A 23,326-nucleotide genomic window follows, 5' to 3' on the forward strand; every position below is an offset into this window, starting at 1 on the left:
ATCAGTGAAGCGCCGCGGCCCGCGCCTTCATCCTTAGCACGCCGTCCATTCATCGATTCATGCCATCCCGTCGACTGCCACGCCGCGCGCGGACCTTGCGTCCGTGGCGCGCGAGCCTGCCTGCCCTGATCACTCTTTGCGTCGCAAGCGGCGCGCATGCGGATGCTGAACCTGCCGCCACGGCTTCGCCAGCCAAGTCCTCGCCGTCGTCGACGCCCGCGCCGCCCGAACGCGAACTGCCGACGATCAGCGTCACCGCATCGGCGGCCGCCGATCCGACCGTCGGCTACCAGCCGCGCACCAGCAGCGTCGCCGGCGGCGACGATCGTCCGCTCAAGGAAATTCCGCAATCGGTCGCCGTGGTCAGCAGCAGCGTGATGCAGGATCAGCAGGCGCGCTCGCTCGACGACGTGCTCGGCAACATCAGCGGCGTGACGCAGACCAACACGCTCGGCGGCACGCGCGACGCGTTCATCAAGCGCGGCTTCGGCTCGAACAACGACGGCTCCGTGCTCGTCGACGGCGTGCGCACACCGGTGCTGCACAGCTATCTCGCGACGATCGACCGCGTCGAAGTGCTGAAGGGCCCCGCTTCGCTGCTATACGGGATGCAGGACCCGGGCGGCGTGATCAACCTCGTCACGCGCAAGCCGGAAGAAACGTTCGGCGGCTCGATCTCGGCCTCGCGCACGAGCCACGGCGGCAGCAGCGCGCAGTTCGACCTGACCGGTCCGCTCGGCAAGCCGGGCCAGGTCGCGGGCGGCACGCTCGCGTTCCGGCTCACCGGCGAATACGATACGAGCCGCTACTGGCGCAGCTTCGGCCGCGAACGCAACGCGCTGATCGCGCCCGCGCTTTCGTGGCACGACGCGAACACGTCGATCGACGTCAGCTACCAGTATGTCGACTACACGATGCCGTTCGATCGCGGCACCGTGCTCGTGAACGGCCGCCCCGACGATGCGCTGCGCTATCGCCGCTACGAGGAAGCGTGGGCGCAAAGCGGCGGGATCCAGGAAACGCTGCGCGCGCGCATCGAGCACCGCCTCTCCGACGCATGGCGCGTGCGCGCGACCTACGGCTGGGGCCGCGACCGCTACGATCAATACATCACCCGCGCGACCGCCTTCAACGCCACGACCGGCGCGCTGTCGCGCACGTCCGACGCGAACCTCGGGCGCAACGACTCCGACCAGATCGCGACGCTCGGCCTGCTCGGCAACCTGACGCTCGCGGGGATGAACCACGCGCTTTACATCGGCGGCGAATACGAGCGCCAGCGCAGCTTCCGCGGCGACACGATCCGCGGCGCCGCGACCAAGGGCTTCAATCTCTACGATCCCGTCTACGGCCTGCTCGCGCCCGGCGGCACGGTCAGCACGAAGCAGAGCGATTCGCTTTCGAAGGTGCACACGTACTCGATGATCGTGCAGGACTCCGTAAAGATCACCGACCGGCTCACCGCGGTCGGCGGGCTGCGGTGGGAGGAGTGGCAGCAGGAATCGGGGATGGGGCGGCCGTTCGTGTTCGCCGACCGCTCGCACGGCAACGTGTGGCTGCCGCAGTTCGGGCTCGCCTATGCGCTCACGCCGTCGCTGACCGCCTATGCGAACGTGAGCCGCTCGTTCAAGCCGAACGTCGCGTCGAACGTGGCTGCACCGCTCGCGCCGGAATTTGGCCGCGTGCTGGAAGCCGGCCTGAAGTTCAGCCTGAAACCCGGCATCACTGGCACGCTCGCGGCCTACCAGATCGACAAGCGCAACGTCGCGGTCACGGTCGGCGACATCACGTCGACGATCGGCACCGCGCGCTCGCGCGGGATCGAACTCGACGTCGCGGGGCAGCTCACGCGCCATCTGAGCCTGATCGGCAGCTACGCGTACACGAACGCGAACGACCGCGACAGCAACACACCGCTCGTCAACGTCGCGCGCCACACCGGCAGCCTGTTCGCGGTGTACGACACGGCGATCGCGAACCTGCCCGGACGCTGGCGCTTCGGCGGCGGCGCGCGGCTCGTCGGCGCACGGCCCGGCGACACCGCGAACAGCTTCACGCTGCCCGGCTACGTGACCGTCGACGCATTCGCGGCCTACGAAACGACGATCGGCAAGTTCCCGACACGCATCCAGCTCAACGTGAAGAATCTGCTCGACAAGACCTACTATCCGTCGAGCAACAGCAATCTGATCGTCGCCGTCGGCGAGCCGCGGCTCGTCACGCTGACGACGACGGTGTCGTTCTGACGCACCTTCGCAGCAGGCAGACGAAGGCCGCGCGATGCCGCACACGTCGGCGCCGCGCGGCCTTGTCGTTTCCGCCAATCATCGGACCCTCGAATATCTCCCATCCGATATCGCGATTTCCGCTGTCGATCGCGCGCCTCTAGACTGGCTACGCGATGGCGACGCATCGCCGCGACACGGCGATGCACCACGCCCCCACAAAAACGATATGGGAGAGTTCGATGTCCGACCGGGATGCGCGGCACTGCTCGCCGGCAATGCCCACGCGGACGACATCGCACTCGGCAATACCATCGCCACCCAAGGCACGACGACGGGCGCGGACGGCCAGGGGCAATCGAGCGGCGGCAAGCCGGTCTTTCCGGCGCTCTGGGGCGCGCGCTCGTTCAACTGGGGCGCGGGGATGGGCGACATCCGCAACGCGGCCGACTTCGTGAAGGCCAACATGCCGCTCGGGCTCGGCGGCACGCTGACCGATCAGGAAGCGTGGGACGTCGCGACCTTCATGGACAGTCACGAGCGCCCGCAGGACCCGCGTTTCACCGGCTCGGTGCAGGACACCCGCGCGAAATTCCACGACACGCCCGACTCGATGTACGGGCGCGAGGTGAACGGCCGCGTGCTCGGCGCGCCATGAGATCTGGCTGGTCCGAACGGCGCGGCATGCGCGATCACGGATGCCAGCGATACACGACGATGCTCGACCCGTTGTAGTTGTCCTTCGTGATCACGTATTCGCCCGTCGAGCGCAGGTACGCACGGATGCCGTACATCGAGTCGACGTCATTGCCGACGTCCATCGCCGACGTGTTCGAGTTCGTCAGTGTGGTCACGAGGCTGCCGGTGTTGAGGTCGAATACGTCGACGTTCGGCACCGTGTGCACGTAGCCGACGAACAGGTAGTGGCCGGCCGCCGCCATCGATTTCGGATTCGCGCTCGTCAGGTTGATCGCGACGTTCGGCGTGCTCGTGTTGCCGGCCTTCCAGCCGCGATAGACCTCGATGTGCCCGTTCATCGCGGTCCAGTCCCAGGTGCCCGCGATGCCTTGCGCGAGGATCATCGTGTCGCTGTCGGCCTGGTAGATGATTCGCGTGAGCGGCAGCACGGTGCGCGGAATCGGGATCTGCACCGGCTTGCCCCACGTCGGTTTCCCGGTCGCGTCGAAACCCGTCATCGGATAGTGGGAAATGTTGTTGGTGCGATCGAGCCCGGCCCACACGTCGCCGTTGTCGTCGAGCGCGAAACCGGCCGTGACCTGCAGCGTCGTGTTGAACGGCTTGCCGGGAATCGAGCCGTCCGGAATCGCGATGTAGCCGTTCGCGCCGTTGAAGTGATAGATGTTGTAGTTGCCCGGGTTCTGCCCGGTCGCGACGAGCATCCGGGTGCCGTTCACCAGCGCGAGCTGGCCGAAATGCTGGCCGCGCTGGTAGTCGTTCATGTCGAGGCGCGGGTCCTTCGGATAGCTGAACGGATCGATCGTGTTCGCGACGAACGTGCCGCCCGCGGTGCCGGTGTATACGTTGTTGCCGCTGTAGAAGAATGCGCCGTCGGTCGCCGGATCGGGCGCGGCGGCGCCCTCGAAGTTCAGCGCCTGCAGTTTCCATTGCAGCGCGCCCGTCGGGCCGTACGAATGAAGGTCGGTGCTGCCGTTGCGCCCGAGATCCCAGCCGCCGCCCCACGCGTTGTTCAGCACGTACAGGTTGCCGGCCGCATCCTTGCCGATGCCGGCGACGCGCGTGAAGCGCTTGTCGCCGACCTGCCCCTTGATGCCCGAGGTCGTGTCGAGGTAGCCGCCCTGCACGCCGAACGTGCCGAGCTGCACGGGCTGGCCCACGAGCGCGTAGATCTTGATGTTCATGTCGGGGCCTTCGTCGCCCACCAGCAACTGCCCGCTCGGCGCATCGAAATACAGCGACGCCGGCCGCGCACGGGCCGCCATCTGGATCGTGTTCATCGCCGTGCCCGTCGGGCTGAACTGCGCGACGACGCCCGCGCTCTTGCGCGCGACCCACAGGTTGCCGGCCGCATCGAGCGCCAGCGCGCCGGGGCCCGACACGCCGATGTCGCGCTGCCACACGCCGTCCGTCGTATAGACGCGCACGCGGTTGCCGTAGAAGTCGCTCGCGTACAGCAGGTTGCCGGTCGTCGCGAGGCCCGTGATCACGTCCGCGTACTGGATGCCCGTCCACGTGCTGACGGGAATGCGCAGATCGCGCTGGTTCGTGCTGCGGTTGTAGCGGCCGACCGAGCCGCTGCCGAACGTACGGTTGTAGCCGAGCGCGACGAACAGCGAGTTCGCGTTGCCGGTGATCGCACCACCCTGGAATTCGTCATGGATGCCGATCGTGCCGAGCGTCTGCCCATTCTGGTAGATCGCGACGCCGCCCGCGTTCTCGTCCCAGCGCGACGCCGTATAGATCACGCCCTCGGGCGCGACCCACAGCGAGCGCGCACCGTTGCCGACGTGCGCGGCGAGCGTGCCGAACGTGTTCGCAAGCCAGTCCGTCGTGTATTGCGCTTGTGCGTGACCGACCGGCGCCAGCATTGCCATGCACAATCCAAGCAATGCCGCGCGAATTTGTTTCGATAACATGAATGATGCTCCCGGACGATCGTTTTTCGACACTCTAATTCGCCGCGTATGAAATATTGGTGATTTTTTCAAAAACCGGTTCAATTGCGCCGCGAATGATTCATTACGTTCTTTGACCGCGCGACACCGGCTGACTGAAGACTCGCCGCTCCGGGTGTCGTATCGCAAATCTACGCCCCAGCGGCGCTCTCGCGATTCGCGCTTTCCGGCACTTAATTCCGAATCGCCCAATACGGACGCGTCATTTTTTCTGATTTACATGCATTGAATTCCCATTTCCGGCAAAGCGATTCAATGATTACAAATCGAAATTAAAATGAAAGAGAAAAAATATTATGCGGCGCACGCTGCATTGCCGGGAAAGTCGTGAATGTATGAAATAAGGCGATGTGCGGCGGAATGCCGTTGCCGATGAAGATGCGGATGAGGGGAAAGATGTCCCGCGAGTGCGGCGACGAGCGATGCGCGCAGCGATGGCAGCGCATCGACGATGTCGATCACACGCTGCCGGCGGAACAGACATCGACAAGCAACGGGCCACGTAACCGGCGGCCCGCCTCGAACGCGAGCCGCCGGTCATGCGCGTGACGTCAGAACTTCTGGCGCAGGCCGAGGCTGACGATCGCCTGCGACCGCGAGTCGGACGAGTGGCCGTTCGCCTTGTCCGACACCGACGCGGTCGCGGCCACCGGCCGGCCGAGCGCGTCGAGCGTCGTGCCGGACGCATGCTGGTACGCGCCGAGCAGGTACACGCTGGTGCGCTTCGACAGGTCGTAGACCGCGCCGAGCGTGACGTTGTGATACTGCGCGCGGTTGTCGATGCCGTCGACGTCGCTGCCGCGCGTGTAGCTGTAGCCCGCGAACAGTTGCGTCTGCGGCTGCACGTTCCAGCGCGTGAACACGCCCGCGACGTTGAAGGTCGCGTGGCCGTTGAACAGCGACTGAGCGCCGCTGCGGTACTGCACGTTGCTGTAGTTCATGCCGACCACGGCCGGGCCGAAGTCGTACGTCGCGCCGGTCGCGATGATCTGCTGCGACTGCGCGCTCGCATAGCCTTCGTTGATCGACGAGTTGAACAGGCCGTCGTCGGTGCTTCGCCACTTGCCGGCCGTCGGGTCGGTCGCGCCCGTCTTGCTGTTGTCCGAACGCTCGTAGCCGACACCCACGCGCAGCGGCCCCGCCGCGTATGCCGCGCCGACGCTCCACGTGTTGCGCTGCTTCATGCTGCCCGGCTGGCTGCCGAAGCCGTACAGCGCGCCGAACGTGAAGCCCGAGTAGTTCGCGCTCGTGTACTTGATCGAACTGTCGACGCGCGCGGTCTGGTCGAGATCGTCGATGTCGCCAGGGTGCGCGCCGAAGCCGCCGATGAACGACGACGGGCCGACCGGGCTCACGAAGTCGTCGAGCGACGTGTACTGGCGGCCGAGCGTGACCGTGCCGTAACGGGTGCTGCCGACGCCGACGAAGGCCTGCCGGCCGAACTGGCGACCGCCCTGGCCCGACGTGCCGTTGGTAATGTCGAAGCCGTTCTCGAGCACGAACAGCGCGCGCATCCCGCCGCCGAGATCCTCGGAACCCTTGATGCCCCAGCGGCTGCCGGACAGGTTGCCGGTGGTCAGGCCGACGTTCGAATGCCCTGTATAGGCGCCCGGCGAGCCGACCCGTTCGTTGCTGCGATAGGTGACGCCCGCGTCGACGATGCCGTACAGCGTGACGGAGCTTTGCGCGGATGCGATGCCCGCGAGCGAGAGCAGCAGCGGGGCTGCGATCAGTTGCTTGTTCATGATTATTAGCGTCTCCGGGCGGTGAACCCGTTGTTCTATGCGAGTAGCGTGTGCGGTCGGGAGATCCGCCGGCATGCGAGGCCGGCCGCGGCCGCATACGGGAACGCGCGCGTGCGATACGCGCGCGCGACGTCGCGGCGAGCATGCCCGCCACGGCCGCCATGGTAGTTGGAACCGGTTCCCGTCGACAGCGCAATGATGAAAACAATTTCTTGCGAGAATCGAGATAATCGCTCGCGCATCGAACGCCGCTGTACAGCGCGACGACGTGCGCCCGATAATCGAGCACCCGCCTTGCACAGGGAGCCTTCGGCATGCATCAAACGACCTTGCTGATCTTCGCCGCCGTCGCGTTCGTCGGAATCGCGACGCCCGGCCCGACCGTGCTGCTCGCACTGACCAACGGCTCGCGCTACGGCGTGCGCCGCGCGGCCTACGGTTTCGCCGGCGCGATGCTGTCCGACTTCGCGCTGATCGTCGCGGTCGCGCTCGGCCTCGGCGCGCTGCTGATGGCGTCGGCATTCTGGTTCTCGGTGGTGAAATGGCTGGGCGCCGCCTATCTCGCGTATGTCGGCATCCGGCTGCTCACGTCGAAGGGCGCGCTCGACGTCGCCGTCGCACATGGTGGCGCGGCGCACGGACGCAACGCGTCGATCTTCGCGAAGAGCTTCCTGACTGCGGTGACCAATCCCAAGGGCTATCTGTTCTTCTCCGCATTCCTGCCGCAGTTCCTCGATCCGTCCGCGCCGCTCGCGCCGCAATACGTCGCGCTCGCGGTCACATTCGCGCTGCTCGACGGGGCGGTGATGTTCGGCTACGCGCTGCTCGGCGCTCGCGCGGTGCGGCTGCTGAAGCGCTCGGGCGCGCTTTGGCTCGAACGCACGTGCGGCGCGATGCTGCTCGCCCTGGCCGGTTCGCTCGCGCTGTACCGGCGTCATGCCGCGTAGGCGCGTCGGCATGCACGCCGCATCGTGCGTGGCGGGTGCGCGATGAGGATCGCCGCGCCGCCCCGCTCCGGTTTCCCCGGCCTGTCGCTCCGGCAGCTCGACCGCGCGGATCTCGACGCGTGGTACGCGTACCTGTCGAAACACGACGTCGTCCGCCACACGAGCTGGAACCTGCATGCGCGCGACGATCTGCTGCCGCTGTTCGACGGCATCGAGTCGACTCATCCGGATTCGATCCGCCGTCTCGCGATCGTCGACGATGCGTCCGGCGCACTCGCGGGGACAATCGGACTGCATACGGTATCCACCGCGAACCGCTCGGCCGAGATCGCGTACGACCTCGCGCCGTCGCACTGGGGGCGCGGCATCGCGAGCGCGCTGTGCGCGAGCGTCACCGCGTGGGCGTTCGCCGAAGGTGGCTTCATGCGCATCCAGGGCGTCGTGCTGACCAGCAACTCCGGCTCCGTGCGCGTCCTGCAGAAATGCGGCTACCGCTACGAAGGATTGTTGCGCGCGTACCGGATGGTGCGCGGCGTACCGGGCGATTTCGCGATGTACGCGCGCATCGCGACCGACTGAAACTCGCCGCGCGTCGCGCGTGTCCCGCCATCGGTGCGATTGGACGATCCGCGTCGAATTCGCGACAATCGCCGTTCCTCGCCTCGACTTGCTCATCATGAAAATCGCCGCGCTGTCCGACATCCACGGCAACCTCGCCGCGCTCGACGCGGTGCTCGACGACGTGCGCCGCCGCGGCGCCGACGTGATCGTCAACCTCGGCGACATCGTGTCGGGCGCACTCCATCCCGCCGACACGGCCGACCGCCTGATCGCGCTCGAGCTGCCGACCATCAAGGGCAACCACGAACGGCAACTGCTCACCGGCGATCGCGACGCGATGCGGCTGTCCGATCGCTGGGCGCACGACACGCTGCGCGACGACCATCGCGCGTGGATCGCCGCGCTGCCCGAGCGCCTGACGCTCGGCGACGACGTGCTGATGGTGCACGGCACGCCCGCCAGCGATCTCGTCTATTTCCTTGAAACGGTGACGCCCGACGGCTGCCGCGCGGCGACGCCCGATGAAATCGCGCAGCGCGCGGGCGACGCGCCGGCGTCGCTGATCCTGTGCGGCCACACGCATGTGCCGCGCATCGCGAAGCTCGACGACGGGCGTGTGATCGTCAACCCGGGCAGCGTCGGGCTGCAGGCTTACATGGACGATCTTCCGCATCCGCACCGGATCGAAACCGGTTCGCCACATGCGCGCTATGCGATGGTGTCGCGCACGCCGGCCGGCTGGCACGCCGAGTTCCATGCGGTCGAATACGACTGGCATACGGCCGCCGCCACCGCGGCATCGCGCGGCCGCGACGACTGGACCGTCGCGCTGCGCACCGGCCGGTGCTGACGCAGCGTCACGCCTCGTTCAACCCGCTTCGCTCCCCGGAAAACCAACCCGTCATGCCCGTTCCATCGCAACTGCTTTTCCTGCCCGGTGCGTCGGGCAGCACCGCGTTCTGGCAACCGCTCGCGAGCCGCCTCGCGCATCCGGCCGCGCGACGGATCGTCGCCTATCCGGGCTTCGGCGACACGCCGCGCGATCCGGCCGTCGACGACTTCGACGGCCTCGTGCGCCATGTGCTGACCGCGATCGACCGGCCGACCGCCGTGATCGCGCAATCGATGGGCGGCGTGATCGCGATGCGCGCGGCGCTCGAACGTGCGCCGCTCGTCACGCATCTGGTGCTGACGGTCACGTCCGGCGGCCTCGACATGCAGGGGCTCGGCGCGCACGACTGGCGCGCCGGCTTCGCGGAAGCGAACCCGCAGTTGCCCGACTGGTTCCTGACGTTTCGCGCGGACCTGTCGCATGACCTCGGCCGCATCGCACAGCCGACGCTCCTGCTGTGGGGTGACGACGATCCGATCAGTCCGGTCGCGGCCGGCCGGCGCCTGCTCGAACGGCTGCCCGATGCGCAGCTGCATGTGGTGCCGGGCGGCCACCACGATCTCGCGGCGGTGCATGCGGATACGCTTGCACCGCTTGTCGACGCGCATTTGCAGCGCGTGTGACGCGGGCCGCTTCGACTCGCAGCCCGCAATGCCCTTGACGCCGCATCACGCGCCGTCCCATTACGCAGCGTTCGCCAGCGTCAACCGCGCTTCGAGCCCGCCGCCGTCCGGCCGGTTGCGCAACGTCAGCGTGCCGCCCATCGCGAGCGCGAGCTGACGCGCGATCGCGAGGCCGAGCCCCGTGCCGCCCGTCTCGCGGTTGCGCGACGTCTCCACGCGCCGGAACGGTTCGAACACCGCGTCGAGCTGATCGTCCGGAATGCCGGGCCCGCGATCGCGCACCGCGATGACCGCGCCGCCGTCCGGTGCCGCCTGCACGTCGATCTCGGCCGCGCCCGCGAACTTCAGCGCGTTGTCGACGAGGTTGCCGACGATCCGGCGCAGCGCCTTCGGCCGCGTGACGAGCGCGAGCGGCCCGCCGCTGTGCAGCGCGACGTCCTGCCCCGCATCCGTGTAGTCGCACACGATGCTGTCGAGCAGCGCGTCGAGATCGATGCGGCGCGCGGCCTCTTCCGTGCCGTGCAGCGTGCGCGCATACGCGACGCCTTCCTTCACCAGATGCTCCATCTCGAGCAGGTCTTGGCGCAGCTTCGCGCCCTGCGCGTCGTCGTCCATCACGTCGACGCGCAGCCGCATCCGCGTGATCGGCGTCTGCAAATCGTGCGAGATCGACGCGAGGATCTGCATGCGCTCGGCCATGTACTGCGCGATGCGGTCCTGCATCGCGTTGAACGCGCGGGCCGCGCGCGCGACTTCGGACGGGCCGTCCTCGTTCAAGCGTTCGCCCTTCAGGTCGGGGCCGAGCGCGTCGGCCGCCTGCGCGAGCTGCTTCAGCGGCCGCGTCGCGAGCCGCACCGCGAGCCAGCAGCATGCGGCGAGCACCGCGAGCTGCAGCGCGAGCACGACCGGCAGCCAGCCCGACAGGGGCACCGTCGACATCGGATGGATGTCGATCGTCAGCGGCGAGCCGTCGGTCAGGCGCAGATGCACTTGCAGATGCTCGCGATCGCCGGGGAGCGCGTTCGCGGTCAGCGGGTAATCGCCGCCGATGCCGTCCGAGATCGAACGCTCGACGCGCGCCGAGAGCCGCGCCTCCGGCGGCGTGCCCGTCTCGCCCGGCCCGAGGATGAACGCGTAGCTGCGCCGCGCGAGACGCGGCAGCCACGCGGCGCGCTGATCGGGCGGCAGGTGGTCGAGCAGCGCGACCGAACTCGCGACCTCGCGCTCGATGTAGCCCATCATCAGGTTGGTGGTCGCCTGGTCGCGCTCGGTCACGGTGAGCCAGAACGACAGCGTCTGCGCGAGCGCGAGGCCCACGCACAGGATCAGCGCGAGCCGCGCGAACAGCGAGCGCGGCCAGTGCCACAGGGTGCGCGTGTTCATGCGTCGCCTTCGACCGCGGTCACCGCCGACGAGAACACGTAGCCCTCGTTGCGCAGCGTCTTGATGTAGCGCGGCTCGCGCGCGCCGTCGCGCAGACGCTGCCGCAGCCGGCTCACGAGCAGGTCGATCGACCGGTCGAACGGATCGGACTGCCGGCCCTGCGTGAGGTTGAGCAACTGGTCGCGCGTCAGCACGCGCTGCGGATTGTCGAGGAACACCCGCAGCAGCCGGTACTCGGCGCCGCTCAACGCGACCAGCGTGCCTTCGGTGTCGAGCAGGTGACGCCCCGTCGTATCGAGCCGCCATTCGCCGAACGCGAGCATCGCGGCCGTCTCCGTCACCTGCATGCCGGGCGGCAGCATGCGCGCGCGGCGCAGCACGGAGCGGATCCGCGCGAGCAGTTCGCGCACCGCGAACGGCTTCGCGAGATAGTCGTCGGCGCCCATCTCGAGGCCGATGATGCGGTCGGTTTCCTCGCCGCGCGCGGTCAGCATCAGCACCGGCACCGTCCGGAACTTGCCCGCGCGCAGGTCGCGGCACAGCGTGAGGCCGTCCTCGCCGGGCATCATCAGATCGAGCACGATCAGGTCGGGCGCGCCGTCGTCGAGCGCGTTGCGCATCTCGCGGCCGTTCGCGGCGAGCGACACGCGCATGCCGTTCTTCTCCAGATAGTCCGCGATCAGTTCGCGGATCGCGCGATCGTCGTCGACGATCAGTACGTGGTCGATCTTGTCCATGAGTCGATGTCGTTGGCGTGATGTTCCGGCTGGTGATGTCCGCTTTTATACCGCACCGCGGGCGCGCGTTTGTATCCCAATGTATCGCGCCGCCATGACGACACACAACATTGCACACGCGCGGCTTGCCGGACACACCGCAGATACGTCGGCGCGGCCCAATGAAGGCTGTCGAAACCTGTCCGGCCCGCGCACTCGCGCGACGGCCGGCCGAACCGGAGAACCGCCATGCTGCCCAGATTCAGGACCGCCGCCCTCGTGATCGCCCTCGCCGCCACGGCCGGGCTCGCCGCATTCGCCGGCACCCGCGACGACGCGGGCATGACCGCCTCGCTGGCCGGCACGCCGGCGCCCGACTTCACCGGCATCGAGCGCTGGCACAACAGCGCGCCGCTCAAGCTCGACCAGTTGCGCGGCAAGGTCGTGCTGGTCGATTTCTGGACGTACTCGTGCATCAACTGCATCCATACGATTCCGTACGTGAACGACTGGTACCGGAAGTATCGCGACCAGGGGCTCGTCGTGGTCGGCGTGCATACGCCCGAGTATCCGTTCGAACGCGACGCGAAGAACGTCGCCGACGCGGTCAAGCGCTTCGGCATCCAGTATCCGGTCGCGCAGGACAACCGCTACGACACGTGGCGTGCGTACGGGAACCAGTACTGGCCCGCGCTGTACCTGATCGACGCAAACGGGAAAGTGGTCTATACGCGGTACGGCGAGGGCGGGTATGACAAGACGGAAGCGGCGATTCGGGGGGCGCTGGCGCAGGCGGGGGAAGCGGCCAAGGGCGCGACGCGTACGCAGTAGCGTGCGCCGGCCGGGGCGCGGCATGCGCCCCCGTGCGATTCACCGCGACTTACTTCCGCTTCGCATCCGCCTCCGCCAGCATCGCCTCCCCGATCGCGAGATTCCCGTCCGCGATCAGCGCGTCGCCCGCGCCGCGAATATCGTCGACCGCCTTGTTCTGCCCGAGCTTGCGCTTGCCGACGAGCCGCGTGATCTCGATCTGCAGCCCGACGATCGACTGCAGCATCGTGTCGAGATAATCCTTCGGCGCGTCGGTCATCTTCCACGGCGCCGGCTGCGACGCCTCGTGCGTGCGCGTCAGCCGCGCGACCACGCCGCGCACGAACTTCTCGTCGTCGCGCACCGTGATGCGGCCGTATGCATGCACGACCACGTAGTTCCACGTCGGCACCTGTCGATGCGCCGCGTGTTTGCTCGGGTACCAGTTCGGCGAGATGTACGCGTCGCCGGCGCGGAAGATCACGAGCACCTCGTCGCCGTTCGCGACCTCCTGCCAGACCGGATTCGCGCGCGCGACGTGCGCATGCAGCTCGCCGAGGCCGCCGTCGCCCGGCAGCAATTCGAACGGGAGGTGGTTCGCGTCGAGCCCGCCCTTCCCGTGCGTGACCAGGCTGCCGAACGGATGATCGACGATCAATTCGCGCAGCGCGTCGGGGCGGGATTCGGCGAAATCGGCAGGGACATACATGGCGGCTCCACGGTCGAAAAGGGTTCGGACGGAACAGGCGCAACCGGCCCGTCATGCGCAGATTGTGATCGCTAACTGGTTTATGCTGTAGAGCCGGTTTCGAACAATTTCAGCAGACCAGAATCATGGCCAGAACCGCCCGGATCGCCGAAATCCCGTCGCTCGGCGTGCTCGACCGCGCGGCCGGCGACCTGAGCCGCCAGCTCGCGCAGGCGTTGCGGGACGCGGTGCGGCGCGGCGACATGCGGCCCGGCGACACGCTGCCGTCCACGCGGCTGCTCGCGACGTCGCTCCAGGTCGCGCGCGGCACCGTCGTCGATGCGTATGCGCAGCTCGTCGCCGAAGGCTTCCTGGAGTCGCGCGGCGGCGCCGGCACGCGGGTCGCGAACGCGCTGGCCGAGCCCGCTCCGCCGGCCGGTGAACCGCCCGCCGCCCGGCGGCGTGCCGCACCCGCCGGGCTGCCCGAACCGGCCGCGACGTTCGCGCGGATCGCCCGCGAATTCCGGCCGTTGCCGGCCGTGCCGTTCGCGATCTCGGTGCCGGTTGGGCTCACCGCGCCCGACGACATCTGGCGCCGGCTCGGTAACCGCCTGCGCGCCCGCGGCGCCGGTGCGCCGTCCGGTTACGCGGATCCGCAAGGCGCGCGGCCGCTGCGCGAAGCGATCGCCGATTACGTGCGCCGCTCGCGCTCGGTGCGCTGCAGCGCCGATCAGGTCGTGATCACGAGCGGCACGCAGCAGGGGCTGCACCTCGCGAGCCAGGTCCTGCTCGGCCCGAACGATCGCGCGTGGGTCGAGAATCCCGCCTATCGCGGCATCACCGCGCTGCTCGAGAGCACCGGCCGGAGCGACGCGATGGTCCGCGTGCCGGTCGACGCGGACGGCATCGACGTCGACGCCGGCATCCGTCTCGCGCCGAACGCACGCGCGGCGTTCGTCACGCCGTCGCATCAGTACCCGCTCGGGATGCCGATGAGCATGGCGCGACGCAACGCGCTGCTCGGCTGGGCGCGCGCGCATCGCGCGTGGGTGGTCGAGGACGATTACGACAGCGAGCTGCGCTACGAAGGCTATCCGTTTCCGTCGCTGCAAGGTCTGGATCCGGAACACGTGATCTATCTCGGCACGTTCAGCAAGATCCTGTTCCCGTCGCTGCGGCTCGGCTACGTGATCGCGCACGACGACCTCGTGCCCGCGTTCTGCGGTGCGCGCGCGCTAATGGATCGGCACGCGCCGACCGCCGATCAGCACGTGCTCGCCGCCTTCATCGCGGAAGGGCATCTCGACCGCCACATTCGCCGGGTGCGCGGCGTCTACGCGGAACAGCGTGCGTTGCTGATCGACACGCTCGGCGCGCGGCTGCCGCGCGAGCGCGCGTGGGTGCAGCCGGGCGATCAGGGGATGCACGTCGTGCTATGGCTCGCGGAAGGGATCGACGATCTCGACGTGGTGGCGCGTGCCGCGCAGGCGGGCGTCGCGGTGCGCGCGGTGTCGCCGATGTTCGCGCCGGGCACCGCGCGTCCGGGCCTCGTGCTCGGCTTCGGCGGGTTCGATCGCGCGCGGATGGAAGCGGCCGCGCAGCGGCTCGCGGATGTGGTCGGCGAAGCGGCCGGCACCGTTTCATCGGACGAATCGCGGCGGCGCGGACGACCAAAGGTTGTCCGCGGGAAACAAACGTAATCGTCTGTAAATCCTGCAAGAAAACGGGCTGTTTGACCGCCGGCAACGGTGCGCGGTTTGCTAGGATCGCGCCTTTTCCGCTCGCGCTCCTGCCGTCGTGAATCGCTTCGTGCCGTTTCTTCGTGACCTGTGGCTTCGCTGCCGCACCGGTGCCCGCGTGCTGGGCGCCGGCGCTTGGCATCGCCTGCGCCATCCGACGCGCCGCGGTGTCGCGCTGACGCTCGCCGCGATACCGGTGCTCGGCCTGCTGGTCCTGCTCGCGTTCGTCCCGTTTACGCCGAGCATCGGCGACATCCGCAAGGCGCGCATCGACCGCCCCGCGCGCGTGCTGTCGGCCGACGGTCAGCTGATCGCCGAATTCCGGCCCGTCAATCGCGAATGGGTGCCGCTCAAGCAGATCTCGCCGCACATGGTCGACGCGCTGATCGCGACCGAGGACCACCGCTTCTACGCGCATCACGGCATCGACTGGCGCCGCACGCTCGCGGCCGGGCTGCACACGTTCTCGGGAAGCCGCCAGGGCGGCTCGACGATCACGCAGCAGCTCGCGCGTAACCTGTATCCGGACGAAGTCGGCCGCGCGCCGACGCTCACGCGCAAGGTGAAGGAGCTGATCACCGCGTTCAAGATCGAGACGGTGTACAGCAAGGACGAGATTCTCGAGACCTACCTGAACACGGTGCCGTTCCTGTACAACGCGTACGGCGTCGAGATGGCCGCGCGCACCTATTTCGGCAAGTCGGCGGACCAGCTCGACATCGTCGAAAGCGCGACGCTCGTCGGGATGCTCAAGGGCAACAGCTATTACAACCCGGTGCTGAACCCCGAGCGCGCGGAACAGCGCCGCAACATCGTGCTCGCCCGGATGGCGGCGATGGGCATGCTGTCGCCGCGGCAGCTCGCGCAGTTGCAGCGCCGGCCGCTGCGCGTCGACTTCGAGCCGCAGACCGCGCAGCCCGGCCCCGCCCCGCACTTCGCGGTGCAGCTGCGCAAGTGGCTGATCGCATGGGCCGACCGCAACAACTACGATCTTTACGCCGACGGCCTCGTCGTGCGCACGACGCTCGATGCGCAACTGCAGGACATGGCGACGCAAGCGCTGACGCAGCAGACCGATCGCCTGCAGGCGATCGCCGATGACGCATGGCACAACCCGTCCGGCTGCGGGCTGCGCAACGACCTGTTCCGCGGCTTCATCCGGCAGACGCCCGACTATCGCGCCGCGCGCGACGCGGGGCTCGCCGATGCGGCGGCGCTGAAGCAGCTCGGCGCGAATCGCACGTTCATCCGCGCGTTGTGCGAGCGCAAAACGCAGGTGCAGGCTGGCTTCGTCGCGATCGATCCGCGCAACGGCGCGATTCGCGCGTGGGTCGGCAGCCCCGATTTCGGCAGCGAGCCGTTCGATCACGTCGTGCAGGCGCGGCGCCAGCCGGGCTCGACGTTCAAGCCGTTCGTCTATGGCGCCGCGTTCGCGGACGGCATGCGGCCGGGCGATACCTTCGTCGATCGCCCCGTCGCGATCCCGATCGGCGCGCACGCGGTGTGGCACCCGACCGATGCCGAGCCGCCGACGGACGCGCCGATGACGTTGCGCGACGCGCTTGCGCTATCGCGCAATCGGATCACCGCGCAGGTGATGCAGCGCGAAGGCGCGGCCAGGGTCGCGCAGCTCGCGCGCGCGATGGGCGTGCGCGACAGCGCGCTCGACGCGGTGCCGTCGCTCGCGCTTGGCACGAGCCCCGTCACGCTGAAGGAAATGGTGTCCGCGTACGGGACGATCGCGAACCGCGGCGTGTACGTCGCGCCGCAAATGATCACGCGCATCGAGGACCGCGACGGCAAGGTGCTCGCTGCGTTCGGCAGCGCGCCGCCCGAACGCGCGCTGCCGGTGGCCGCGGCACAGACGCTGGTTGACGTGATGCGCGGCGTCGTCGATTACGGGACCGGCGCCGACATCCGCTCGCGCTACGGGATTCGCGTCGACGTCGCGGGCAAGACCGGCACGACGCAGGACAACACGGACGGCTGGTTCATCCTGATGCATCCGCAACTGGTGGCCGGTGCATGGGTCGGCTTCGACGACGGTAGCGTGACGCTGCGCAGCGACTACTGGGGCGCGGGCGCACACAGCGCGCTGCCGATCGTCGGCTCGTTCTACGATGCGGCGTTGCGTGCGCGCGCGATCGATCCGCGTGCGCAGTTTTCGCCCGATTTTCGGCCGCGCAGTGCGCCGGCACCGGTGCCGAAGCGACATCCGCACCCCGGCCTGTTCGACTGGCTGAAAATCTTCCGCTGAGCACTGCTCGACAATGACGCTTCGTCATCCTTGAGGAAGCGATCCCGGCACGCACCGCGCATCCTCGACGCGTTCGAGCGCGTCGCCGGCGCGCGGCGTTTCGCGTTCCGCGACTGCACGCCGTACGATTTCGCGGGCGACCTGCGTCAGGCCCCGAACGATGCGCGGGCCGGCGGATACGGCCGACAACGCGCTCAGGCCGCCGCGAACGTCGCGGCCAGTGCATCGAACGGGCGCACCCGCCGTATCGCCTTCGTCGGACCGGCTGTTGTCAGTCCGCCGTGTCGCCGTTCTTCGGCAGCTTCGACCATGCGTTGCGCCCCGGCGCCGGCGACCATGCCGGACGCGTCTTGCGTGCGCTGTCGATCACGGCCAGGTAGCGGCCGGCGATCGGCGTGATGTCGCGATCGCGGCGCAACACCCACAACGACTTACCCGCCTCGACGCGCGCCTGATAGTCGTCGTCGAGGATGCCGTGCGTGTCGAGAAACGTATTCAGCGACGCAGGAATCCGCACGCAGCCTTTCGAATGCCGGATGCCGAGCAGCGGTTCGAGGCGATCGGGGTCGGTCGCGTGCATCTGGAAGCGCATCGGCGACTTGCCGCCCTTGCCCCACCCCCGCTCGCCGTCCACCCAGCCGAAGTCATAGATGCGCATGTCGCGCTTGCCGTAGCCGCGAATGCCGTTGTCGTTCGTCGTGCCTTCCGCGCGGAAATCCATGTTGTCGGGCGAGTGGTGGAACACGCCGAGCGGCGTCAGGAAGTGATCGTATTTGCCGGGCCAGCCGGTGCCGACCGGCGACGCACCGATCATCAACCACGCATTGGACGATGTCGCGCGGAAGTAGATGAACAGCGCCTGAACGTTCGGCGCACGGTCGACGAGCGCAACGTATTCACCGGCCAGGTCACCGAGATCCGCATCGGCGAGCGCATTCTGAAGGCGATCGCCATACGCGCGCTGCTCGCTCGCGGGCACGTTCAGGCGCCGCGTGACTTCCTGCGTGAAGCGCTTGCGCATGTCGATCGCGCGCGCGGTTGCGTTCCTCGCCTCCTCGGCCGACAGCGGCGGGTGCCGGCGCGGCGGCGTCGGTGCGGGTGCTTCGGCTTCGCTTGCCGGTGTGGCGGATGCTGCCGATGCAGGAGAGGCCGCGGACGCGGCGGATGCCGGCGCTGCTTCCGACGACACATGTGCCGGCGAAGCCGGATGCGCGGCCGAAGCAGTTGATGAGGAAGACGTAGCAGTGGCCGACGGCACGTCGGACGCGGCAAAGGCCGGCCGCGCGACAAGAACGGAGATCGGGACAGCGGCCGCGAGCCACACATACGTGGCGACCGCGAGAGTACGGCAACGCGGCCTGGATAACTGCCGCGTCAGGTCGGAGAGCATCATGCGATCGAAGCCATCGGCCGATCCGGCCATCGCACGTGGCGAACGGCGCATCTCCCGCGCGAGCCATCGACACGCCTGCGGCACGCATGTGCCCGGCGCCGACGCCTCTTCGCGGTGGAGTCGTTCGCAGCACAACGCGTTCGGTCCAATGGCGGCTAATGAGTCGTCAGGTCTTTCATTCTACCCGCGCGGACACGAATCGGCAGGGCCGAACCCCCGGTTTCGCGGCGGTGTTGCGCTTCGTCACGCTTTGTTTCAACTCGTTGCCGCGTGCTTGTCACCCGCGTGCCGCACGCGACACGCGAGTGCGCAGCCGGCGTCTACTTCGAAATGGTTTCGAGCGCGATGCCTTTGGTACGCGGCCCCATGAACCCGATCGCGGCCATCACGATCACCATCGCGCCGGCAATGAACGCGAACACGCCGAACGTGCCGAAGCCCTTCAGCACGGCCGCGATCACGAACGACGAGAAGATCGCCGAGAAGCGGCTCCATGAGTAGACGAAGCCCACCGCGCGCGCGCGGATCGACGTCGGGAACAGCTCGGCCTGATATGCGTGGAAGCTGTACGACATGATGTTGCTCGCGAGCGTGAGGCCGATGCCGAGCACGATCAGGAATGCGCCCGCCGTCGTCTGGCTGAACAGCAGCCCGCAGACGACGATCGCCGCCGCCATCGCGACGATCACCGACTTGCGCTCGAAGCGGTCGGCGATCACGAGGCCGATCAGCGGGCCGAGCGGCGCCGCGAGCGCGATCACGCTCGAATACATGAGGCTCGACGTGATCGTGATGCCCTGCTTGATCAGCAGCGTCGGCACCCAGTTCGCGAAGCCGTAGAAACCGACCGTCTGGAACACGTTGAAGATCGTCATCATGATCGTGCGGCTGCGATACGGCGGCACCCACATGTCGCGGAAGCTGCCGCGCGGCGGCACCGGCTCGGCCGGCGCGGGCGGCGGCAGCGGCCGGCCATATTCGGCTTCGACCTTCGCCTCGAGCGCGCGCATGATGCGATCGGCTTCGTCGACGCGCCCCTGCTGCGCGAGCCAGCGCGGGCTCTCGGGCAACTCGCGGCGAATCCACCACACGAACAGCGCGCCGTGCGCGCCGATCAGCACGACCCAGCGCCAGCCGTCGAGGCCGAGCGGTGCGTGCGGCACGAGCAGATACGCGAGGAACGCGACCACCGGCACCGCGACGAACCCGACCGCCTGCTCGCACGCGAACGCGCGGCCGCGGATCTGCTTCGGCACGAGTTCGGAGATGTACGTGCCGATCGTCACCATCTCGACGCCGAGGCCGAGACCGACGACGAAGCGCCAGAAGTTCAAGCCGCCCGCCGTGTCCTGGAACGCCATCACGACGTTGGCGGCCGTGTACCACAACAGCGACCACGTGAAGATCGCGCGGCGGCCGAAGCGGTCCGCAAGGAAGCCGCATGCGATCGTGCCGATGAAGAGGCCGGAGAACAGCGCGGCGATGAAGCTCGCGACGCCCGTGGTGCCGAACAGGCCGTGCGTCGTCGCGGACAGGATCCCGCTTTTCACGAGGCCCGGCGCGACGTAACCGCTGTACAGCAGATCGTAGAGTTCGAAGAAGAAGCCGAGGCTCAGCAGCACGACGAGCTTCCAGACGCTGCGGGTCGGCGGCAGGCGATCGAGGCGGGCCGAAATCGAGCCGGCGTCGATGGAAGAGGACGAGGCGGCTGCCTGCGGAAAGCTGTCCGTTGAGACCATCTTGGTCGTGTCTCCTGATCGTGTCGTGTGTTTTGTTGTCCGGCGGCCAGCGGGCCGCCGTCGGGCGATTCGCTGCATTGTACCGGCACGCCGCGCGGGCCGCGCGGCGTGGCGAACCGGTTCGGACACCCCACTTTCGCGCCGGGTATTGTGTAAATTGCGTAACCGTCTGTCGGATCTGTAAGGTTCGCCGGTGTCGCGACGTTTCGCTGCCGGACTGCGAACGCAACCCGTCACGGCCCCGCCGGCAAGGGCTCGCGGGGCCATCGCATGCCCGCGCGGGCATCACGGTACGCGCCAGGCAAGATGCACGATCGGCAGCGCCGCGGCCGCCATGCCCCGGTAACATGCTACCGGGCCAACTCCCGGCTTCCGGGCGCCTTGCGGCGCCCGCCATTGTCGGCAAAACGTAAGCATTCCATGTCCATACAACGACTATCCACGTACGCACGCCGGATCGCGCTGTTCGCACTGCTGCAGTTCGCGGTGATCGCGACCGCGTCGGCATTTCCGACGGCCGCGTCCGCACCGGGCGCGAGCGGCGTCGGCGTCCCCGTGCCGACGATTTCGCTCGGCGACGCCGTTGCGCAGCTCAAGCAGATGCAGGTGCAGCAGGACCGCATCAAGCAGCAGACGTCGAACGCGACCAACAGCAAGGAGCTCGACGAACTCGGCGACGCGACCCAAGAACTGAGCGCCGACGTCGACAAGCTGCAGAGCCAGCTCGCGCCACAGCGCACGCAGGTCCAGGCGCAGCTCGACGTGCTCGGCCCGCCGCCGGCCCCGGGCGCGTCGCCCGAAACCCCCGCCGTCGCACAGCAGCGGGCGGCGCTGAACGCGCGCAAGGCGCAGATCGACGCGGCGCTGAAGCAGGCCGCCGACCAGAAGACCAACCTCGCGAACCTGAACGACCAGTTCTCGAAGCTGCACCGCAGCTTGCTGAAAAACCAGCTTGCGTTCCGTTCCGGCAGCATCTTCGGCGCGCAGTTCTGGCTGCCGCTGTTCCATCTGTCGCCGGACGACGTCCAGCGGCTCGACGATTTCAACGACGAACTGCGCGACATGCTGCGTTCGTCCTGGACACCCGGCCAGCGCGCGCTCACCACGCTGCTGGTGATCGCCGCGCTCGCGGCCTGGCTCGGCGGCCGCCGCATCGTCGAACGCGGGCTTGCGTGGTTCTGCCTGAACCGCCTGCCGCCCACGCGGCTGCGCCGCAGTGCGCTGGCGCTGGCGACGGCGTTCTCGACGCTACTCGCGACCGCGGTCGCCGTCCAGATCCTCTATCTCGCGCTCGCCCGCCACGCCGAGCTCACGTCGTCGATGACCGATCTGTGGGACCAGTTCGCGAAGCTCGCCGTGACCTGCGCGCTGATCGCCGGCCTCGGCCGTGCGCTGCTCTGCACGAAGCATCCGTCGTGGCGGCTGCCCGCGCTCGCCGATCCCGTCGCGCTCGCGATGAAGCCGTTCCCCGGTGTGCTGGCAGCGCTGCTGCTGATGTCGGGCACGCTCGAATCGATCAACCGGATCGTCGATACCAGCCTGTCCGTCACGCTGTTCGGCCGCGGCATCGTCTCGCTCGTCGTCGCGCTGACCGTCGGCGCGTCGATCCTTCGCGCGAATCGCGTCCGCAGCGCGCTTGCGGCATCCGGCGAGGCGCCCGAGGATCGCTCGACGCTCGCGGGGCTGATCCATGCGGGCGTCACGCTGGCGATCGTCGTGTCGCTCGGCGCGCTGCTGATCGGCTACATCACGGTCGCACGCTTCATCACGTACGAGCTCGTGTGGTTCGAGATCGTGCTGTGCAGCGTCTACATCATGACGCAGCTGACGCGCGACGCGAGCGAAAGCCTGTTCTCCGCGAACCTGTCGACCGGCAAGCAGATCAAGCACCTGTTCGCGCTCGACGACCGGCATCTCGACCAGGCCCACACCGTCGTGTCCGGTCTCGGCACGAGCCTGCTGATGCTGGTCGCGGCGATCGCGTTGCTGACGGGCGGTTTCGGCACGACGCCGAGCGACCTGCTCGACAGCGCGGTCGCAATGATCGGCGGCCAGCGGCTGCAGAGCCTGAACATCATGCCCGACCGGATCATGAACGCGGTGATCGGGTTCGCGATCGGCTTCTACCTGCTGCGCTCGGTGCGGCGCTGGCTCGACAGCGAGTTCATGCCGGCACTCGGCATGGATGCCGGAATGCGCGTGTCGCTGATCACGTTGTTCACCAACGTCGGCTATGTGCTGCTCGTGCTGATGACGCTGGGGCTGCTCGGCGTCAGGTGGAGCAACCTCGCGTGGATCGTCAGCGCGCTGTCGGTCGGTATCGGTTTCGGCCTGCAGGAGATCGTGAAGAACTTCGTGTCGGGACTGATCCTGTTGACCGAGCGGCCGGTGAAGGTGGGCGACATGGTCAGCATCGCGGGCGTCGAAGGCGACATCCGCCGCATCAACGTGCGCGCGACCGAGATCCAGCTCAGCGACCGCTCGACCGTGATCGTGCCGAACTCGCAGCTGATCTCGCAGAACGTGCGCAACGTGACGATGGGCAACAGCACGCAGGGCGTCGCGACGCTGATGCTGACGTTCCCGCTGAACACCGACCCCGAGCAGGTGCGCGACCTGCTGCTCGACGCATATCGCGAGCATCCAGCGATTCTCGACAAGCCGGCGCCGTCGGTCACGTTCAGCCAGCTGGCGCCGGACGGGATCACGCTGAGCGTCACGGGCTACGTGGCGAGCCCGCGGATCGCGAGCGCGACGAAGAGCGACCTGCTGTTCGAGATCCTGAAGCAGTTGCGGGCGTCGCAGATCACGCTGTCGACACCGCAGATGCTAGTCGTGCAGAACATGCCGGCAGTCGACGGATCCACCCGGCACGAATGAATACGTGATCGGGCGGGCGCGGATCGGGCATCGCCGAAAACGACAAGGGCCGGTTACCGCTTTCGCGGCAACCG

General features: G+C 68.1%; 16 protein-coding genes and 1 pseudogene. 10 read left to right on the top strand and 7 right to left on the bottom strand.

The window, feature by feature from the left end; all coding sequences use genetic code 11:
- Positions 1–59 precede the first annotated feature (59 nt).
- Together HWX25_RS28780 and HWX25_RS28785 are read left to right on the top strand one after the other, a co-directional pair.
- Positions 60–2,246: a TonB-dependent siderophore receptor gene (locus tag HWX25_RS28780; protein ID WP_175911842.1), complete on the top strand. Its 2,187-nt coding sequence runs from the start codon at positions 60–62 to the stop codon at positions 2,244–2,246.
- A gap of 316 nt (positions 2,247–2,562) precedes the next feature.
- Positions 2,563–2,883: pseudogene (locus tag HWX25_RS28785) on the top strand (cytochrome C); the annotation flags it as partial.
- Between the two features lie 34 nt (positions 2,884–2,917).
- Here HWX25_RS28785 and HWX25_RS28790 read toward each other — a convergent pair.
- Together HWX25_RS28790 and HWX25_RS28795 are read right to left on the bottom strand one after the other, a co-directional pair.
- On the bottom strand, positions 2,918–4,840 hold the full coding sequence (locus HWX25_RS28790) for an SMP-30/gluconolactonase/LRE family protein (RefSeq protein WP_175911844.1): 1,923 nt from the start codon (positions 4,838–4,840) through the stop codon (positions 2,918–2,920).
- 590 nt (positions 4,841–5,430) lie between these two features.
- Positions 5,431–6,624: a porin gene (locus tag HWX25_RS28795; protein WP_175911846.1), complete on the bottom strand. Its 1,194-nt coding sequence runs from the start codon at positions 6,622–6,624 to the stop codon at positions 5,431–5,433.
- 314 nt (positions 6,625–6,938) lie between these two features.
- Here HWX25_RS28795 and HWX25_RS28800 point away from each other — a divergent pair, with 314 nt between their 5' ends.
- The 4 genes from HWX25_RS28800 (at position 6,939) to HWX25_RS28815 (ending at position 9,647) form a co-directional block, all read left to right on the top strand.
- Positions 6,939–7,571 carry a LysE family translocator gene (locus tag HWX25_RS28800; RefSeq protein ID WP_175911847.1) on the top strand — a complete coding sequence of 211 codons (633 nt, stop codon included), beginning with the start codon at positions 6,939–6,941 and terminating at the stop codon, positions 7,569–7,571.
- Positions 7,572–7,613: 42 nt separating this feature from the next.
- Positions 7,614–8,150, top strand: a complete 537-nt coding sequence (locus tag HWX25_RS28805; protein WP_175911849.1) for a GNAT family protein — start codon at positions 7,614–7,616, stop codon at positions 8,148–8,150.
- A 97-nt stretch (positions 8,151–8,247) separates the two neighbouring features.
- On the top strand, positions 8,248–8,982 hold the full coding sequence (locus HWX25_RS28810) for a metallophosphoesterase family protein (protein ID WP_175911851.1): 735 nt from the start codon (positions 8,248–8,250) through the stop codon (positions 8,980–8,982).
- A gap of 53 nt (positions 8,983–9,035) precedes the next feature.
- A complete protein-coding gene (locus tag HWX25_RS28815; protein ID WP_175911852.1) occupies positions 9,036–9,647 on the top strand; it encodes an alpha/beta fold hydrolase in 612 nt (203 codons plus the stop codon).
- 60 nt (positions 9,648–9,707) lie between these two features.
- Here the strand turns inward: HWX25_RS28815 and HWX25_RS28820 are convergent, their stop codons facing one another.
- Together HWX25_RS28820 and HWX25_RS28825 are read right to left on the bottom strand one after the other, a co-directional pair.
- Positions 9,708–11,030 carry an ATP-binding protein gene (locus tag HWX25_RS28820; protein WP_175911854.1) on the bottom strand — a complete coding sequence of 441 codons (1,323 nt, stop codon included), beginning with the start codon at positions 11,028–11,030 and terminating at the stop codon, positions 9,708–9,710.
- On the bottom strand, positions 11,027–11,767 hold the full coding sequence (locus tag HWX25_RS28825) for a response regulator (protein WP_059532572.1): 741 nt from the start codon (positions 11,765–11,767) through the stop codon (positions 11,027–11,029). Before HWX25_RS28825 ends, HWX25_RS28820 begins: the two co-directional genes overlap by 4 nt.
- A gap of 228 nt (positions 11,768–11,995) precedes the next feature.
- Here HWX25_RS28825 and HWX25_RS28830 point away from each other — a divergent pair, with 228 nt between their 5' ends.
- Positions 11,996–12,577, top strand: a complete 582-nt coding sequence (locus HWX25_RS28830) for a thioredoxin family protein (protein ID WP_175911856.1) — start codon at positions 11,996–11,998, stop codon at positions 12,575–12,577.
- Positions 12,578–12,626: 49 nt separating this feature from the next.
- On the opposite strand, the gene HWX25_RS28835 is transcribed toward HWX25_RS28830, so the two are convergent.
- On the bottom strand, positions 12,627–13,265 hold the full coding sequence (locus HWX25_RS28835; RefSeq protein ID WP_059691626.1) for an FMN-binding negative transcriptional regulator: 639 nt from the start codon (positions 13,263–13,265) through the stop codon (positions 12,627–12,629).
- Positions 13,266–13,390: 125 nt separating this feature from the next.
- Here HWX25_RS28835 and HWX25_RS28840 point away from each other — a divergent pair, with 125 nt between their 5' ends.
- Complete coding sequence (locus HWX25_RS28840; RefSeq protein WP_175911858.1) at positions 13,391–14,944, top strand: PLP-dependent aminotransferase family protein; 1,554 nt, start codon at positions 13,391–13,393, stop codon at positions 14,942–14,944.
- 97 nt (positions 14,945–15,041) lie between these two features.
- Entirely contained in the window at positions 15,042–17,240 is a 2,199-nt protein-coding gene (locus tag HWX25_RS28845; RefSeq protein WP_175911860.1) for a transglycosylase domain-containing protein, read from the top strand.
- Positions 17,241–17,511: 271 nt separating this feature from the next.
- On the opposite strand, the gene HWX25_RS28850 is transcribed toward HWX25_RS28845, so the two are convergent.
- Positions 17,512–18,684 carry a hypothetical protein gene (locus tag HWX25_RS28850; RefSeq protein ID WP_175911862.1) on the bottom strand — a complete coding sequence of 391 codons (1,173 nt, stop codon included), beginning with the start codon at positions 18,682–18,684 and terminating at the stop codon, positions 17,512–17,514.
- A gap of 269 nt (positions 18,685–18,953) precedes the next feature.
- Entirely contained in the window at positions 18,954–20,372 is a 1,419-nt protein-coding gene (locus HWX25_RS28855) for an MFS transporter (RefSeq protein ID WP_059818543.1), read from the bottom strand.
- A gap of 420 nt (positions 20,373–20,792) precedes the next feature.
- On the opposite strand from HWX25_RS28855, the gene HWX25_RS28860 reads away from it, so the two are divergent.
- Positions 20,793–23,252 (top strand): DUF3772 domain-containing protein, encoded by a 2,460-nt coding sequence (locus HWX25_RS28860; protein ID WP_175911863.1) that lies wholly within the window; start codon positions 20,793–20,795, stop codon positions 23,250–23,252.
- The last annotated feature ends 74 nt before the right edge of the window (positions 23,253–23,326 follow it).

The organism is Burkholderia sp. BCC1640 (assembly GCF_902833125.1).
GTDB classification, from domain to species: domain Bacteria; phylum Pseudomonadota; class Gammaproteobacteria; order Burkholderiales; family Burkholderiaceae; genus Burkholderia; species Burkholderia diffusa.

Bases quoted from the DNA above. Each gene is read 5' to 3' on its own strand.
- HWX25_RS28820 (WP_175911854.1), bottom strand. From the start codon at position 11,030: ATGAACACGCGCACCCTGTGGCACTGGCCGCGCTCGCTGTTCGCGCGG.
- HWX25_RS28790 (WP_175911844.1), bottom strand. From the start codon at position 4,840: ATGTTATCGAAACAAATTCGCGCGGCATTGCTTGGATTGTGCATGGCA.
- HWX25_RS28835 (WP_059691626.1), bottom strand. From the start codon at position 13,265: ATGTATGTCCCTGCCGATTTCGCCGAATCCCGCCCCGACGCGCTGCGC.
- HWX25_RS28840 (WP_175911858.1), top strand. From the start codon at position 13,391: ATGGCCAGAACCGCCCGGATCGCCGAAATCCCGTCGCTCGGCGTGCTC.
- HWX25_RS28850 (WP_175911862.1), bottom strand. From the start codon at position 18,684: ATGCGCCGTTCGCCACGTGCGATGGCCGGATCGGCCGATGGCTTCGAT.
- HWX25_RS28805 (WP_175911849.1), top strand. From the start codon at position 7,614: ATGAGGATCGCCGCGCCGCCCCGCTCCGGTTTCCCCGGCCTGTCGCTC.
- HWX25_RS28815 (WP_175911852.1), top strand. From the start codon at position 9,036: ATGCCCGTTCCATCGCAACTGCTTTTCCTGCCCGGTGCGTCGGGCAGC.
- HWX25_RS28825 (WP_059532572.1), bottom strand. From the start codon at position 11,767: ATGGACAAGATCGACCACGTACTGATCGTCGACGACGATCGCGCGATC.
- HWX25_RS28830 (WP_175911856.1), top strand. From the start codon at position 11,996: ATGCTGCCCAGATTCAGGACCGCCGCCCTCGTGATCGCCCTCGCCGCC.
- HWX25_RS28795 (WP_175911846.1), bottom strand. From the start codon at position 6,624: ATGAACAAGCAACTGATCGCAGCCCCGCTGCTGCTCTCGCTCGCGGGC.
- HWX25_RS28800 (WP_175911847.1), top strand. From the start codon at position 6,939: ATGCATCAAACGACCTTGCTGATCTTCGCCGCCGTCGCGTTCGTCGGA.
- HWX25_RS28810 (WP_175911851.1), top strand. From the start codon at position 8,248: ATGAAAATCGCCGCGCTGTCCGACATCCACGGCAACCTCGCCGCGCTC.
- HWX25_RS28780 (WP_175911842.1), top strand. From the start codon at position 60: ATGCCATCCCGTCGACTGCCACGCCGCGCGCGGACCTTGCGTCCGTGG.
- HWX25_RS28860 (WP_175911863.1), top strand. From the start codon at position 20,793: ATGTCCATACAACGACTATCCACGTACGCACGCCGGATCGCGCTGTTC.
- HWX25_RS28855 (WP_059818543.1), bottom strand. From the start codon at position 20,372: ATGGTCTCAACGGACAGCTTTCCGCAGGCAGCCGCCTCGTCCTCTTCC.